This window comes from Arthrobacter glycogeni, from assembly GCF_054510815.1.
The window spans coordinates 177,412-192,121 of the sequence record NZ_JBTNDV010000005.1; the positions used below are offsets into that span (position 1 = coordinate 177,412).

Here is a 14,710-nt window from a genome sequence, read left to right on the forward strand (position 1 = left end):
GTAGAAGGCGCGGCACATGTTCCGTCTGGCTCAGCTCTCCCTGGGAAATCGTGCGCTGATTGCACTGATCACCATTTTGGCGTCGGTCTTTGGTGTCATCACCATGGGCTCGCTCAAACAGGAACTCATTCCGTCGCTCGAGTTCCCGCAGATCACTGTGCTGTCCTCGGTGCCCGGGGCCTCCCCCGAGTACCTTGATCAGCAAGTGAGCGAGCCGCTGGAGAGTGCCCTGAGCGGGGTGGAGGGGCTTGAGTCGTCGTCGGCCACCTCCCGCACCGGGGTGTCGACCATCAACCTGATGTTCGCCTACGGCACCGACCTGGACCGGGCGCGGGGGCAGGTGGACCGCGCAATCTCCACGGTGCGGCCGTTGCTCCCCGACGAGGTGGAACCGCAGTCCCTGGCCGGGAGCATTACCGACCTGCCCATCGTGTTCATGGCGGTCTCCTCAGATCAGCCGCTGAGCGAACTGAGCGGGGACCTTGCCCGGCTGACCGTCCCACGGTTGCAGAAACTCGAGGGCGTGCGGGCCGCCGAGGTCAGCGGCGGCGCCGGACAGTACATCTCGATCCTCCCCGACCGGCAGGAGCTGGCCGCGAACGACCTGACGATCGGCGACATCGCCACCGCCCTGGAAAACAACGGCGAGCTGATCCCGGTGGGCACCCTTGCCGACGGCGACCGCTCCCTCACCATCCAGGCCGGCAGCCCCATCGCTTCGCTCGACGACATCCGGGCGCTCCCTCTCCTGTCGGAGGACGGTTCCCCTGACCCGGCAGACACGCCGCCGACTCTCGGATCCGTCGCTGACGTGGCGGTGGCCGACGACGACGCCACGTCGGTGACCCGCACCAACGGCACCGAAACCCTCGCTTTGACCGTGACGAAGATTCCTGACGGCGATACGGTGGCGATCTCCAACCTCGTGGGCGAGCTGGTGCCCCAGCTGGAAGCCGAGCTGGGCAACGGCGCGGAGATCACGGTCATCTTTGACCAGGCACCCTTCATTGAGCGCTCCATCAGCGACCTGACCACTGAGGGCGTCCTGGGCCTTGGTTTCGCCGTCCTGGTTATCCTGGTGTTCCTGCTCTCGGTTCGGTCCACCCTGGTCACGGCCATCTCGATTCCGTTGTCCCTGCTGGTGACCTTCATCGGCCTGTGGGCCACCGGGTACTCGCTGAACATCCTCACGCTGGGCGCCCTCACCATCGCCATCGGACGGGTGGTGGATGACTCGATCGTGGTGATCGAGAACATCAAACGGCACCTCAGCTACGGCGAAGACAAACGCGACGCCATTTTGACTGCCATCCGCGAGGTGGCCGGGGCCATCACCGCCTCCACCCTGACCACGGTTGCCGTCTTTGCGCCCATCGCCTTTGTCGGCGACCTGGCCGGTGAACTGTTCAGGCCGTTTGCCCTGACCGTCTCGATGGCACTGCTGGCCTCCCTCGCCGTGTCGCTCACCATCGTTCCGGTGCTGGCCTACTGGTTCCTGCCCTCGGCGGCGTCCGACGTCGACCCCGCCGAGGTGCGCGCCAGGGCACACCAGGCCGAGCGAAAGTCGTGGCTGCAGCGCGGCTACCTTCCCGTACTGGGCGCCACTCAACGGCATCCCGTCTGGACCCTGACCGCTGGTGCGCTGGTCCTGGCCGGGACGGCGGCCATGATTCCGCTGCTCCAGACCAATCTGCTGGGAAGCACCGGGCAGAACAACTTCAGCATCACCCAGACTCTTGAGCCTGGTTCGAGCCTCGACACGACAGTGGCGGCCGCGTCGCAGACCGAAGAGGTACTGGCCGGCTTCCCCGAGGTGCGCGACGTCCAGGTGACAATCGGCAACGCCTCCAGCGGGTTCGCTGCACGTCTCTCCGGTGGGACGTCGGTGGCCTCCTTCACGGTCATCACCGCTGAGGACGCCGACCAGGAGCAGTTGCAGGATGACGTGCGGCAGGACCTTGAGTCGCTGACCGGCGTCGGGGCCTTCGCGCTGTCCGCCCAGCAGGGGGGCCTAGGCACCTCGAGTACCATCGACGTGAGCATCACTGCTCCAACGTCCGGGGACCTGCGGGCCGCGAGCGACGTCGTCGTCGACGCATTGCAGGGGGTTGAGGGTGCTGGCGACGTGACCAGCAACCTGTCGGCCGCGCAGCCCCAGGTGCAGATCAGCGTGGACCGGGCTGCCGCCGTCGCCGCCGGTCTCAGCGAGGGCCAGATTGCGGGCCTGCTGGGCGGGAGTATCAGCCCGGTGCCTGGCGGCCAGGTGCGCCTCGATACCACCGACTATCCGGTACTGATCGGCGAAGGCACCGAGCTGACCAGTCTCGGGCAGCTGCAGGACCTGAGCCTTCCCACGCCGGCCGGGCCTATTCCGCTGACCTCGGTGGCGTCGGTGGTCGAGGTTGCGGTGCCGCTGTCCGTCACCAGCGCCAACGGGGAACGCACGGCCCAGGTGTCCATTACGCCGTCCGAGCAGAATCTGGGGGCGCTGACCGCCGCCGTGACTGAGCGTCTGGAGGGAATTGACCTGCCGGTGGGCGCTACAGCCACTCTGGGAGGCGCGTCGGCTGAGCAGGCGGATTCCTTTGCCCAGCTGTTCCTGGCGCTCTGGGCGGCCGTCGCCATCGTCTACGTGATCATGGTGGCCACCTTCAAGTCCCTGATCCAACCGTTGATTCTGCTGGTTTCAGTGCCGTTCGCCGCGACTGGAGCCATTGCCCTGCTAGTCATCACGCAGATCCCCCTGGGGCTCCCATCACTGATCGGCATGTTGATGCTGGTGGGCATCGTGGTGACGAACGCGATTGTGCTCATCGACCTCATCAACCAGTACCGGCGTCCACACGACGGCAGCCCGGGCATGAGCGTCGAGGACGCCATCATCCAGGGTGCCCGCCAGCGGCTGCGGCCCATTCTGATGACCGCGCTGGCAACTGTCTTCGCGCTCACCCCGATGGCGCTCGGATTCACCGGCGAGGGAGGCTTCATCTCGCAGCCGTTGGCGATCGTGGTGGTCGGCGGCCTGGTCTCGTCCACCGCTCTCACGCTGATCCTGGTGCCGGTGCTGTACCGGCTCGTGGAGGGTCGGCGGGAGGCCCGCCTGCGCTCCCGCGACGGATCCCATCCCTCCGGCCGGCGCGCGAAGTCCCACTGACGGGCCGCGGCGAATTCACCGCGGGAACAAAGCGCCGGACACCCCGGTTACACGTATAGTAGATGCAAATGCATCTACCCGGAGGAGGAACCATGCAAATCGGCATTTTCAGCGTAGGCGATATCACTGTCGACCCGACCACAGGGACGGCACCGACCGAACACGAGCGCATCAAGGCAATGGTGACCATCGCCAAGCACGCCGAGGACGTGGGTCTGGACGTCTTCGCCACCGGCGAGCACCACAACCCGCCCTTCGTGCCAAGCTCGCCCACCACCCTGCTCGGCTACATTGCCGCCCAGACCGAGCGCATCATCCTGTCGACCTCCACCACGCTGATCACCACCAATGACCCGGTGAAAATCGCCGAAGACTTCGCCATGCTGCAACACCTCTCCGACGGCCGCGTTGATCTTATCCTCGGCCGGGGCAACACGGCGCCGGTCTATCCATGGTTTGGAAAGAACCAGCAGGACAGCGTGGAGCTCACCATTGAGAACTACAACCTGCTCCGTCGCCTCTGGGACGAAGACGTGGTGACCTGGGAAGGTAAACACCGCACCCCACTGCGCAACTTCACCTCAACACCCCGCCCGCTCGACGGCGTCGCCCCTTTCGTGTGGCATGGCTCAATCCGCACCCCCCAGGTGGCCGAGATCGCCGCCTACTACGGGGACGGCTTTTTCGCCAACAACATCTTCTGGCCAAAGGAGCACTATCAGCAGCTCATTTCGCTGTATCGCGAACGGTATGCCCACTACGGTCACGGCACCGCCGAACAGGCAATCGTGGGCCTGGGCGGACAGTTTTTCATCAGCCGCAACTCTCAGGACGCGGTGAGGAAGTTCCGCCCCTACTTCGACAACGCACCGGTCTACGGCCACGGACCGTCGCTCGAAGACTTCACCGCCCAGACACCGCTGACCGTCGGAAGCCCGCAGGAAATGATCGAGAAGACCCTCACGTTCCGGGAGTTCTTCGGCGACTACCAACGCCAACTGTTCCTTGTGGATCACGCCGGATTGCCGCTGAAGGCAGTGCTTGAGCAACTGGACCTGCTGGGATCAGACGTCCTTCCGGTTCTTCGAAGAGAGTTTGCCGAGCGCACTCCCGCCCATATCCCGGCGCCACCCACCTTCCAGAACCGGCTCACCGCGCCGACCGAGGCCCATCGTGTCTGACACCACCGAGCCAGCGATCCGTCTCACGGCCGAGGCCTGGGAGTCCCTGTTCCGGGCCCAGGTCGCAGTGATGCGCCGCCTGCGCACCGATCCCTCCTTCAAAAAGCTGGCGATCGGCGAGTACGACGTCCTTTTCAATCTCACCCGCTGTCCCACTGGCTGGACCCGGCTCAACGAGCTCAACCGAAGCCTGCTGATATCCCAGCCAAGTCTCAGTCGGATGGTGGAACGTCTCGAGTCCAAGGGGTTGGTCAAACGGAAACAGGCGCCGGAGGATCAGCGCGGCGTGATGGTGGCGCTGACGGATCAGGGCCGCGAGCTGCAACGCGAGATTGGCGCGGCGCACGTTCGGGTGATCCACACCCTGCTGGGTCCGATCCTCAAGACCGGGGAGCTGGAACAGCTGCTTGATCTTACCCATCGAATCCGCGAGGGGGTCGACGACTCCGCGCGCGTCGACTACTGAAGCTGGACCAGCGCACCCGGCTGATCGACGGGCAGGGAGTCAACCACCGCCGTGACCTCAAGCTTCTCCAGCCGCAGGCTGCCGCCCACCGTCGATAGAAAAGCCGTGTCCGCGGCATCCCGGCCCGTGGCAATCCGCAGCAGCGCCTGTCTCGGTGCCATCCCGGTGGCGTCGACTACGTGCCAGGCACCGTCCACCCATGCCTCGGCAACAGCGTGGAAATCCATCGGGGTCAGGCCCGGCGCATACACGGCGGCAAGCCGTGCCGGGACGTCCTTCGCCCGCAACAGCGAGATGACCAGGTGGGCGTAGTCCCGGCACACGCCGCGGCGGCCCAGTAGGGTTTCGACGGCACCGTCGGTCGGCCGTGAGGACCCGGCGACATACGCAAGCTCCTGACCCACCCAGTCGCGTACCGCGTTGAGCAGCCCAGATCCGGCCAACGAGCCAAATTCGGCGTACGACGTCGGCAGGAGCCGGTCCGATTCGCAGTAGCGGCTGGGGCGGACATAGCGAATAAGATCCGCTTCGGAAGCCTCCTCGGCGGTGGCCGTCCCAGTGACGGTCGCGCTGTACTCAAGTGCGATGCTCGCCTCGCCGTCCACCTGGAGGGTGTGAAGCCGTCCCCCATGGATATCTGCCAGCTCCCCCGGGACCACCGGCTGGTCATTCACCAGCACCACAAGGTTCTCGTCGAAACTGCTGTACCCGGAGTTCCGCACGGCCGCCAGGGCGAAGACGAGTGATGAGGCGGAGCTGGTCCGCGCGGTGATGCGGGCAGTGACCGATCGCTGCATGGATGTACTCCTGATCGACGTGGGGTGGCAGTGCGCGACGAGCCCGGGGTTGGGACTCTATGCTGAAGCTACCACCACGTTAGAACAAGGAAGGCTCCCTCGTGAATTCCACTCACCAGCACCAGGTCCACGACCTTGAGGGTCGCACAGCGGTGATCACGGGAGCCAACAGCGGTCTCGGGCTGCAAACGGCAATAGCCCTGGCCCGGCGAGGAGCCTCGGTGACCCTGGCCTGCCGGAACGAGGCGCGGGGGGCGACAGCCCTGGAGACACTTCGTTCCCAGGTCAACGGCGCCACGGCAGAGCTGCGGATCCTCGACCTGTCATCGCTGGCCTCGGTGCGGCGCTTCGCCGCCGACTGGACCGCTCCGCTTGACCTTCTGATCAACAATGCCGGTGTAATGGCCACGCCACGCATCCTCACCGAGGACGGCTTCGAGCAGCAACTGGGCATCAACCACCTCGGTCACTACGCGCTGACGGGTCTCCTGCTGGCCCGGCTCCGCGAAGCGGCAGCACCGCGGGTCGTGTCGGTCTCCAGCCTGGCGCACAAGCGGGGCGCCATCAACTTCGACGACCTCAATTCCACCACCAAATACCGCCGGTGGACCGCCTACAACCAGAGCAAGATTGCCAACCTGTTCTTCACGATGGAGCTCGACCGGCGGGTGAAGGCGTCGGGCGAGCCGTTGATGGCGGTGGCCGCCCATCCCGGCCTGTCCAATACCAATCTCACAGCAGGCATGGGCACCACGGGCGTGTTGAACGTCCTCGGCGGCGTCATCAGGCTCCTGGGGCAGTCCGATATCGCCGGGTCCCTGCCCATTCTGGCGGCGGCGACGTCTCCCCAGGCCCACGGCGGCGACTACTTTGGCCCCGACGGGCCGGGCGAGACCAGAGGCAGCGCAGTCCTGGTGGCGCCGGTGCCGCGGGTGCTTGACCCCGTGATTGCCGGAAGGCTGTGGGACGTCAGCGCCGCGATGACCGGCGTCACCTTCCCCGACCTGCCGGCGGTGTGAGCGTTACTCGGCGAGCTGCAGCGACGCGATCATCCGGCGGATGCTGGTGAATTGCGCCGAGTCGAAGAATTTGTCGGCGTCGGCAATGGTTTCGAAGGACTCGGTCCGGGAACCGACCTGCTCGGGAGTCAACGCGGTCAGCGAGATCGCGTCCCCAAACGAGTACAGCCCGATGTGCTCCGGGCCCTGCACCGTGTTGGTGAGCGTGCACGCGGCACCGTTGGCGCCACCCACCACGTCGGTGATGCCGTAGGAGCTGAAGAACCTGAAGCCCTCGATCAGGCGGACCACTAGCCGGGGGTCAATTGACTGATCGGATGCTGCTGTGGACGGCAGCTCCACCGGTTGGCTGAGGATGACCGTGTAAGGGCTGGCGTCGTCGGGCGAACAATCCCCCGGCGCCGCACTGATGCCGGTGTGGAGCTCCGCCATCAGATCGCCGTCGGGATTCTCGACGGCGAGGTGGATGGAATCGGGTGCGAACCCGTCCCCGGGGGCTTCGATCGGCTCGACAACCCAATCCGGCGGAACCTCAAAGCTTGCGAGGGAGTCCGGGTCGGTGAAGACCACCCACTCGTCGTCGGGGACCGGGCGCACTGCGACCGTCGGATTTGGCGCCGATTCGGTGGTCGCCTGGGGTGCCGCAGGGCTGCTGTCCGACGACGACGACGACGCCGTCCCGGTTTGCGCCGGGCGGTCACCGATTTCCAGACCGGTGCAGCCGGCCAGCGCCACCGTGACGGTGACCGCCAGCGCACACCTGGCAGTGATCCGCGCGGTTCGCGTTGATCGGCTCATCTGTGTCCTGTCATCGTGGTTGCCGTGCCCTGCTGTGAGTCTAATCAGTGAAACCGCTCACAGGGAGGCATCCACACCGGTCACCACGCAGAATTACTGGTATGCCCACCGTTTCGCCCTACACGACCGTCACCACCGAGCGCTTTCACACCGCGCTGGGATCGGTTCAGGTGAGGATTTCGCGGACCGCCGGGGTTGATGCGCCGCCGTGGGTGCTGCTGCATGGCGCGGCGGGATCCTGGCGCACCTTCAGTCAGTTGCAGGCCGCACCAAGCTTCCCCACCGAGGTGGATACGGTAGTGATCGACCTTCCAGGGTGGGGTGGCTCTCCCGGCGTCGGCGCTTTTACGATTCGCTCTCAGGCTGCGGCCATCGTCGAGGTGCTCACCCAGGCGGGCTACAGTCGATGGCGTCTCTTCGGGCATTCGATGGGCGCCGTTCCAGCCCTCCAAATCGCTACAGCCGAACCGGACCGCACCCTGGCAGTGGTTGTCCTCTCCCCCACCACGGTGATCGCTTCGCGTGCGTTTCGCCACCCGTGGCGGAACCTCCCGACGATGGGTCCGCTCCTCGGCATGAGGACCATCATGCGGTTCCTCGACCTCACCGGATCGCTGGGACCCCGCCTGGTCGCGGTCGCGCAACGGACCGGCCTGCTGAAACTGGTCTTGAGGCCCTTCGTCGTCAGCCCGACGGCCCTGACCGGACCGGTCGTCGATGCACTCGCCGTCGATGCCCGTCCCGCCGCCTTCGCTGTTGCAGCGAAAGAACTCAGGGACTATGACTTTTCTCCCTGGCGGCAGGCCGGGGGCACTCAACTGATCCTGCGGGGCGGGCATGATGTCTTCACTTCGGCTGCGGAGGTTGCGGAACTGACCCAGTTGCTGCCACAGGCACGGGCCGGCGTGCTACCAAGAACCGGGCATTTCGCCCATGTCGAGGATCCCGAGGCTGTGGCACACTTCCTGGCGCGGGAGACAGCCGCGCCGCCCACCGTCTTCGATACGGACTAGGCCGTCCGACCCAGACCCCGCACCGATGCGACGGCCGCGGTGACGGCCCTGGAGGCGAGGGCAATGTCGCGTTCAGTGGTGGCGGCGGTCCACGAGAACCGGATCGCGGTCTGCGCGGTTTCCCGCTCTATCCCTAGCGCCAGAAGGACCGCGGATGGCTCGTCGCTGCCCGCGGCGCAGGCCGACCCGCTGGAGCAGACGACGCCACGCCGTTCCAGTTCCAGCAAAACCGATTCGCCGCTGGTACCGGGAAAGCAGAAGGATGCAAGATGCGGTAGCCGCTGCCCTGGGTCGCCGGTAAGGATCGCCCCGGGGACGGTGTCCAGCACCCGACCGATGAGAAAGTCCCGCTGCGCCGTTGCGGCAGGGACCGCGGCCTCCCGCTCCCCCTGCGCCAACGCCAGGGCGGTGGCGAGACCCACGGCTCCGGCAACGTTTTCCGTCCCCGAACGCCTCCCCCGTTCCTGGCCGCCACCGTGGATCAGCGGTTCCACCGGGGTGCGGCCCCTGACATAGAGCAGACCGGTTCCCTTGGGCGCGCCCAACTTGTGCCCGGACAGCGTCAGCGCGTCGACTCCCAGCTCGCTGACGGTGAGCGGGAGCCAGCCGCCCGCCTGGACGGCGTCGGTGTGGAAGGGGACTGACACCTCCGCGCAGCGGTCCGCAAGGACCCGCACGGGCTGGACAGTTCCCACCTCGTTGTTCGCGTACATGATCGAGCACAGGGTGGTGCCAGGGGTGAGCGCCGCGGTCAGGTCATCCGGGTCGACGAGGCCAGTGGACGATACCGGGACGACGGTGATCCGGAACCCGTGAAACCGGCGCAGGTAGTCGAGTGTTTCAAGGACTGCCGGGTGCTCGATGGCGCTGGAGACCAGGTGCCGGTCGCGGGGAGTGGCGAGGGCCATGCCCTTCAGCGCAAGGTTGTTGGCTTCAGTGCCACCCGAGGTGAAGGTCAGTTCGGAGGCGCGGCAGCCGAGCACCGTTGCGGCGCCCTGGCGGGCGGCGCTGAGCGCTGTTGCGGCCACTTCCCCGAGCCCGTGGTGGCTGGAGGGGTTCCCGAAGTCCGAACTCATCAGCGGCCACATCGCGGTCAGCACCTCCTGCCGCACCGGGGCAGTCGCTGCTGCATCAAGATAGATCATCAGGGGGCGCCGCTCGCCGGGGCCGGGGCCTGGTCCGGGGCCGGGCCAAGATCCAGGTCGAGCCCCAGATCCAGTGAATGGACGCTGTGGGTCAGGGCGCCGGAGGAAATGATGTCCACCCCGGTGCGGGCAATTGCCGCAACGGTGTCCAGCCGCACATTGCCGCTGGCTTCCACCAGGGCGCGCCCGGCTACCAGCCTGACCCCCTCGGTCAGCTGGTCCACACTGAAGTTGTCAAGCATGATCGTGTCCACCCCGGCGGCCAGTACCGGCTCGATCTGGTCGATCCGGTCCACCTCAACCTCGAAGTGCACGGTGTGCGGAAGACGTGCCTTCGCAGCGGTGAGGGCCTCAGTGAGGCCTGTGCTACCACCGCGGGTCAGCAGGGCAAGATGGTTGTCCTTGGCCATGAGGGCGTCCGAGAGACCGAAACGGTGATTGAATCCTCCCCCGCAGCGGACCGCGTAGCGTTCCAGGACCCGAAGCCCCGGCGTGGTCTTGCGGGTGTCGACGATCCGCGCGCCGGTGCCCGCCACCGCCTGCACGAACTGTGCGGTCAGGGTGGCGATCCCGCTGAGTCGCTGCGCCAGGTTCAGCGCCACCCGCTCGGCGGTGAGGACCGCGCGGGCGGGGCCCGTGAGGACGGCCAGGACGGCGCCGGCGGCGAACGCCTCGCCGTCGTTCACCAGGAACCGCACAGTGGTGCGCTGATCGGTCAGCCGCAGCGCCGCCTCAATGACCTGCTGGCCACAGAACACTCCCGCCTGCCGAGCCACGATCGATGCCTGCGCGGTGGCGGCAGCGGGAATCAGCGTCTCGGACGTGATGTCCCCCCACGGCGCGTCTTCGGCGAGGGCCGCGGCAACGATCCGATCGACGTCGGCCGGTGCCGGCTGAGTGGTCAGCTGATTCATGGCTGCGCCCTTCGGTAGGAGGTGAGGTGGGGGTCGCCGCCGTGTGCCTGCCGTCCCGGGAAATCGGTGCGGTAGTGGGCGCCGCGCGATTCCTCGCGGGCCGCCGCCGCGTGCACGAGCAGCCGCGCGGCGATGAGCAGGTTTCCCGTTTCTCGCTGCTCGACCGTTCCGCTGGCACCGGAGAACTGGTCGAGCTGTTTGGCTGCTACCCGCAGGCCGGCTCCGCTGCGCGTCACGGCCGCATGGTCGGTCAGCAGACGCTGCAGGGTACGACGGTCGCAGACCTCGTTCGCTGCAGTGTCGGGGAACTGTAGCGGTGTGGCGGGGAACCCGGGCCAGCCGCTGCCGTCGTCGTCCGTCCTTGCGGCGAGCGCGTCGACTGCACGGCTGGCAAAGACGAGCCCCTCCAGCAGGGAGTTGGAGGCCAGCCGGTTGGCCCCGTGGACCCCGGTACAGGCGGTCTCGCCGACGGCGTAGAGACCCTTAAGGGAGGTCCGCCCCCAGAGGTCTGTCTGGATGCCGCCCATCCAGTAGTGGGCTGCCGGGACGACAGGCAGTGGATCAACCGACCAGTCGAAGCCGTGGGCGGCCGTCAGCCTGTGCAGGGACGGGAAGCGGGTGGCGAGAAAGTCCGGCCCGCCCAGACCGGTCGCATCGAGGTACACCCTTTCCTCGCCGCGGTCCCTGAGGTGGAGGGCGATGCTGCGGGAGATGACGTCCCGCGGGGCCAGCTCGGCGGCCGGGTGGTAAGCGGCCATGAACCGTTGCCCCGACCCGTCAAGCAGGACCGCTCCCTCTCCACGCACCGCCTCCGAGATCAGCACATTACCGGGGACGTCAAGGGCCGTGGGATGGAACTGAAAAAATTCAAGATCCTTCACGACGGCGCCCGCCCGCCACGCGGCCGCCACCCCGTCCCCGGTGGCGACCGCCGGATTCGTGTTGTGGGTGAAGAGCTGGCCCGCACCCCCGGTGGCGAGGATGACGGCGTCGGCGTCGACCGTGGTCAGGGCCCCCTCGCGCAGGATCTGGACACCGGTTACCGCCGGTGCCGCTGTGTTAGCTCCGCCGGTGAGCAGGTCCGCCAGGAACGAGTTCTCCAGCACGGAGATGCCCGGATCCTGCCGGACCGCAGCAATCAGGGCCTGGGCGACCGCTGGACCTGTGGCGTCTCCGCCCGCGTGCAGGATGCGCGACGCCGAGTGCGCTGCTTCCCTGCCCAGGGCCAGTTCTCCGACGGCGGTGCGGTCGAACGGGATCCCCAGGCCCAGCAGCACGTCGATGTGCCGGGCTGCCTCGGCGCACAGGACCTGCACCGCTTCCGGCGCGCAGGACCCGCCGCCAGCGGCGAGGGTGTCGGCAACGTGACTCGCCACGCTGTCGCCCCGGTCTGCGCCGCACTGGTGAGCCGTGTCCCCAGATCCGCCGCTGCTGTGCAGCACGCAAGCAATTCCGCCCTGGGCGTACCAGGTGTTACTGTCCTCAACCTGTGCCTTCGTGATCAGGGTGACTGCGGCTCCGGGGATAGCGTGCCGCAGGCGGAGCGCCGAGTAGAGTCCGGCGATACCGCTGCCCACCACCACAACGTGGCGGGGCGAGGCAGTGCTCATGGCTGGACGACGAGCATGCGTTCCAACGCAACCCGGGACGGTTCGGCGACTGACTCGTCGACGGTGATCCGGTTAAGCACTGTGCCTGCGACCAGCCCCTCAAGCACCCAGGCCAGGTAGCCCGGGTGGATGCGGTACATGGTGGAACAAGGGCAGATCACCGGATCGAGGCAGAAGATGGTGTGCTCCGGGTGCTGGCCGGCCAGCCGGTTGACCATGTTGATTTCGGTGCCGACGGCGAAGGTGGTCCCAGGTTCGGCCGACTCGATGGCCCGCCGGATGTAGTCGGTGGAGCCCGCGGCGTCGGCTGCGTCGACCACCTCCATGGGGCATTCCGGGTGGACGATCACGCGGACCCCGGGGTAGTCGGCTCTCGCCTGGTCAATCTGGCTCACTGAGAAGCGTTTGTGGACCGAGCAGAAGCCGTGCCAGAGGATGACCCGGGCATCCTGCAGTGCTGCCTCGTCGTTGCCGCCGAGCGGTTTGCGCGGGTTCCACAGGGGCATCTGCCCCACTGGCACCCCCATCGCTTTGGCGGTGTTCCGTCCCAGGTGCTGGTCGGGGAAGAACAGCACCCGCTGACCCCGCTGGAAAGCCCATTCGAGCACGGCCGCGGCGTTCGAGGAGGTACACACAATCCCTCCATTGCGGCCGCAGAATCCCTTGAGCGCTGCCGAGGAGTTCATGTAGGTGACGGGTATGACCGGTACGCGGCCGTCGTCGTCGGGCTCTGTCCCGAACAGCTCGGCGAGGTCCTCCCAGCAGTCGGTGACGGAATCGATGTCGGCCATGTCGGCCATCGAGCAGCCAGCGGCGAGGTTAGGTAGGATCACCGCTTGGTCCGGGCGGGAGAGCATGTCGGCGGTTTCGGCCATGAAATGGACGCCGCAGAAGATGATGGCTTCGGCTTGCGTCTTTTCGGTGGCGGCGCGCGCCAGCTGGTAGGAATCGCCCACGAAGTCTGCGTACTTGACCACCTCATCGCGCTGGTAGAAGTGGCCCAGGATGACCGCGCGCCCGCCGAGTGTTGCCTTGGCCGCGAGAATCCTCGTGTCGAGCTCCTCGTCGGTGGCGACCCGGTATTCCTCGGGTAGCTCCCCCTGCCGTGGGGTGGACGGTGGCGCAACGTCGCCCATGGAGGCGCCGGGACCGTAGGCAGGCAGTATCTCCCGGTCGACTGTCCACGGGTCCTTGGCGAGGGCCGGCGAGCACGTGGTGACACGCTGGGTCTGGGCGTGCTCGCGGGTCACGAGCTGGATCGCGGTGGTGACACTGGTCATGGGTGGCTCCTGAGGGTCTCGTCAGTGGACGTGCTGGCCGGCACGGGGATGGTCCCGGCGCCAGGGGTGCCCGCCGTCCCCGTGTAGCGGTACAGCCGGGGCGGCCGGTGGCGGACGCCCTGGAGGTACTCATCGGTGGGGGTGATGTCTGGGGTCGCTCGAAGCTGGCGGCGGAAATTCGCGGGATCCAGGTGGCGGTCAAGCACCGCCTCGTAGACCTCCCTGACCTGCGCGAGGGTGAAGGTGTCGCCGAGGAAGTGGTAGGCGATCGAGCCGTACTCCATTTTGCTGCGGAGCCGCCAGAGGGCGTAGTCAACAATGGCGTTGTGGTCGAAGGCGAGGTCCGCCAGCTTGTCAGCCCGGACCCAGCTGACATTTTCGGACTCCTGGGTCAGGGCAGCTTCATCAGGTTGAACCAGTGCCCAATAGACGATGGAGACCAGACGCTGGGTGGCCGCCCGGTCGAGCCCCCCGAAGGCATAGAGCTGCTCCAGGTAGTTGGGGACCAGCCCTGTGGTCTCCCGGAGGTTACGTGATGCTGCATCCTGTAGTGATTCGACCTGGGCAAGGGGGCCACCCGGCAGCGCCCACTTGCCGAGATGCGGCTGCCTGATCCGGCGGACCAACGGCAGCCACAGGGTGGGACGGCCCGACCTCGCGCTGGGCCGCAGGGCGAAGATCACCGTAGAGATAGCCAGGGTGGGTGGCTGCAGCTGCCGTTCGGAGACGTTTGCCGCGTCTGTGTACATTAGATCCCTCGATCCCACACTTAATGTCATTGTGACTCTAAGTGATTCTAGTCGGAGTCCGCCACTTCTCCAACTTCACCCTCTTATCTGGTGGGGTGCTCGGCGGCGGCGCGCATCAGGGGGAGGGTCCGCCCCTCGAAGTGGGTGTTGAGCACAATCACGGTCGACGAGCGCACCACCGTCCGGGTAGCGATGATCGCGTCGATGACCCGTTGCAGGTCCGGGTTGGACCGGGCCGCAACCTTGGCGATCAGGTCGCTCTCCCCCGAGACGGTGTGCACCTCCTGGATCTCCGGAATCTCGGCCAGCGCGACGGCGACGGCGTCGTGCCCCGAGTCCTGGTTGATGGTTAGCGAGCAGTAGGCGACTACCGGGTAGCCCAGGCTGCGCGGCTCGATCCGCGGACCCCAGCCGGCAATCACGCCATCGCGTTGCATCCGATCCAGCCGCGCCTGGACTGTCGCGCGGGCTACCGCTAGCCGCCGTGACGCCTCAAGCACACTCATCCGGGGATCATCCGTGAAGAGTTCCGCAATCCGGGAGTCGAGGGGATCGATAGCCATGTGTGACCTTTCGGGTCGGGG

At 66.8% G+C, this 14,710-nt stretch carries 13 protein-coding genes; 5 read left to right on the forward strand and 8 right to left on the reverse strand.

Annotation, left to right across the window (positions count from 1 at the left end; translation table 11 throughout):
- The first annotated feature begins 16 nt into the window (after positions 1-16).
- The 3 genes from ACX80G_RS07605 (at position 17) to ACX80G_RS07615 (ending at position 4,801) form a co-directional block, all read left to right on the forward strand.
- Complete coding sequence (locus ACX80G_RS07605) at positions 17-3,154, forward strand: efflux RND transporter permease subunit (protein ID WP_459306924.1); 3,138 nt, start codon at positions 17-19, stop codon at positions 3,152-3,154.
- Positions 3,155-3,246: 92 nt separating this feature from the next.
- Positions 3,247-4,335 carry an LLM class flavin-dependent oxidoreductase gene (locus ACX80G_RS07610; protein ID WP_459306926.1) on the forward strand — a complete coding sequence of 363 codons (1,089 nt, stop codon included), beginning with the start codon at positions 3,247-3,249 and terminating at the stop codon, positions 4,333-4,335.
- Entirely contained in the window at positions 4,325-4,801 is a 477-nt protein-coding gene (locus ACX80G_RS07615) for a MarR family winged helix-turn-helix transcriptional regulator (protein ID WP_459307030.1), read from the forward strand. Before ACX80G_RS07610 ends, ACX80G_RS07615 begins: the two co-directional genes overlap by 11 nt.
- On the opposite strand, the gene ACX80G_RS07620 is transcribed toward ACX80G_RS07615, so the two are convergent.
- On the reverse strand, positions 4,795-5,598 hold the full coding sequence (locus tag ACX80G_RS07620) for a transglutaminase-like domain-containing protein (protein WP_459306928.1): 804 nt from the start codon (positions 5,596-5,598) through the stop codon (positions 4,795-4,797). The two genes, ACX80G_RS07615 and ACX80G_RS07620, sit on opposite strands and share 7 nt — an antisense overlap.
- Before the next feature lie 101 nt (positions 5,599-5,699).
- On the opposite strand from ACX80G_RS07620, the gene ACX80G_RS07625 reads away from it, so the two are divergent.
- Complete coding sequence (locus tag ACX80G_RS07625) at positions 5,700-6,617, forward strand: oxidoreductase (protein WP_459306930.1); 918 nt, start codon at positions 5,700-5,702, stop codon at positions 6,615-6,617.
- 3 nt (positions 6,618-6,620) lie between these two features.
- On the opposite strand, the gene ACX80G_RS07630 is transcribed toward ACX80G_RS07625, so the two are convergent.
- The gene (locus tag ACX80G_RS07630) at positions 6,621-7,415 is read right to left on the reverse strand and encodes a hypothetical protein (RefSeq protein WP_459306932.1); all 795 of its coding nucleotides are present in this window, start codon (positions 7,413-7,415) and stop codon (positions 6,621-6,623) included.
- Between the two features lie 101 nt (positions 7,416-7,516).
- On the opposite strand from ACX80G_RS07630, the gene ACX80G_RS07635 reads away from it, so the two are divergent.
- Entirely contained in the window at positions 7,517-8,428 is a 912-nt protein-coding gene (locus tag ACX80G_RS07635) for an alpha/beta fold hydrolase (protein ID WP_459306934.1), read from the forward strand.
- Here the strand turns inward: ACX80G_RS07635 and ACX80G_RS07640 are convergent.
- The 6 genes from ACX80G_RS07640 to ACX80G_RS07665 form a co-directional block, all read right to left on the reverse strand.
- The gene (locus ACX80G_RS07640; protein ID WP_459306936.1) at positions 8,425-9,573 is read right to left on the reverse strand and encodes a cysteine desulfurase family protein; all 1,149 of its coding nucleotides are present in this window, start codon (positions 9,571-9,573) and stop codon (positions 8,425-8,427) included. The two genes, ACX80G_RS07635 and ACX80G_RS07640, sit on opposite strands and share 4 nt — an antisense overlap.
- Positions 9,573-10,487 (reverse strand): carboxylating nicotinate-nucleotide diphosphorylase, encoded by a 915-nt coding sequence (gene nadC / locus ACX80G_RS07645; RefSeq protein ID WP_459306938.1) that lies wholly within the window; start codon positions 10,485-10,487, stop codon positions 9,573-9,575. Before nadC ends, ACX80G_RS07640 begins: the two co-directional genes overlap by 1 nt.
- The gene (gene nadB / locus ACX80G_RS07650) at positions 10,484-12,097 is read right to left on the reverse strand and encodes an L-aspartate oxidase (RefSeq protein ID WP_459306940.1); all 1,614 of its coding nucleotides are present in this window, start codon (positions 12,095-12,097) and stop codon (positions 10,484-10,486) included. Before nadB ends, nadC begins: the two co-directional genes overlap by 4 nt.
- Positions 12,094-13,377 carry a quinolinate synthase NadA gene (gene nadA, locus ACX80G_RS07655; RefSeq protein ID WP_459306942.1) on the reverse strand — a complete coding sequence of 428 codons (1,284 nt, stop codon included), beginning with the start codon at positions 13,375-13,377 and terminating at the stop codon, positions 12,094-12,096. The genes nadB and nadA overlap by 4 nt, the downstream gene beginning before the upstream one ends.
- Positions 13,374-14,126: an NUDIX hydrolase gene (locus ACX80G_RS07660; protein ID WP_459306944.1), complete on the reverse strand. Its 753-nt coding sequence runs from the start codon at positions 14,124-14,126 to the stop codon at positions 13,374-13,376. Before ACX80G_RS07660 ends, nadA begins: the two co-directional genes overlap by 4 nt.
- 83 nt (positions 14,127-14,209) lie before the next feature.
- A complete protein-coding gene (locus ACX80G_RS07665; protein ID WP_459306946.1) occupies positions 14,210-14,689 on the reverse strand; it encodes an Lrp/AsnC family transcriptional regulator in 480 nt (159 codons plus the stop codon).
- Between the last annotated feature and the right edge of the window lie 21 nt (positions 14,690-14,710).

What these genes read in the sequence shown, in the direction of transcription:
- ACX80G_RS07605 (WP_459306924.1), top strand. Translation starts at nt 17, where the DNA reads ATGTTCCGTCTGGCTCAGCTCTCCCTGGGAAATCGTGCGCTGATTGCA.
- ACX80G_RS07610 (WP_459306926.1), top strand. Translation starts at nt 3,247, where the DNA reads ATGCAAATCGGCATTTTCAGCGTAGGCGATATCACTGTCGACCCGACC.
- ACX80G_RS07620 (WP_459306928.1), bottom strand. Translation starts at nt 5,598, where the DNA reads ATGCAGCGATCGGTCACTGCCCGCATCACCGCGCGGACCAGCTCCGCC.
- ACX80G_RS07630 (WP_459306932.1), bottom strand. Translation starts at nt 7,415, where the DNA reads ATGAGCCGATCAACGCGAACCGCGCGGATCACTGCCAGGTGTGCGCTG.
- ACX80G_RS07635 (WP_459306934.1), top strand. Translation starts at nt 7,517, where the DNA reads ATGCCCACCGTTTCGCCCTACACGACCGTCACCACCGAGCGCTTTCAC.
- ACX80G_RS07640 (WP_459306936.1), bottom strand. Translation starts at nt 9,573, where the DNA reads ATGATCTATCTTGATGCAGCAGCGACTGCCCCGGTGCGGCAGGAGGTG.
- nadC (WP_459306938.1), bottom strand. Translation starts at nt 10,487, where the DNA reads ATGAATCAGCTGACCACTCAGCCGGCACCGGCCGACGTCGATCGGATC.
- nadB (WP_459306940.1), bottom strand. Translation starts at nt 12,097, where the DNA reads ATGAGCACTGCCTCGCCCCGCCACGTTGTGGTGGTGGGCAGCGGTATC.
- nadA (WP_459306942.1), bottom strand. Translation starts at nt 13,377, where the DNA reads ATGACCAGTGTCACCACCGCGATCCAGCTCGTGACCCGCGAGCACGCC.
- ACX80G_RS07660 (WP_459306944.1), bottom strand. Translation starts at nt 14,126, where the DNA reads ATGTACACAGACGCGGCAAACGTCTCCGAACGGCAGCTGCAGCCACCC.
- ACX80G_RS07665 (WP_459306946.1), bottom strand. Translation starts at nt 14,689, where the DNA reads ATGGCTATCGATCCCCTCGACTCCCGGATTGCGGAACTCTTCACGGAT.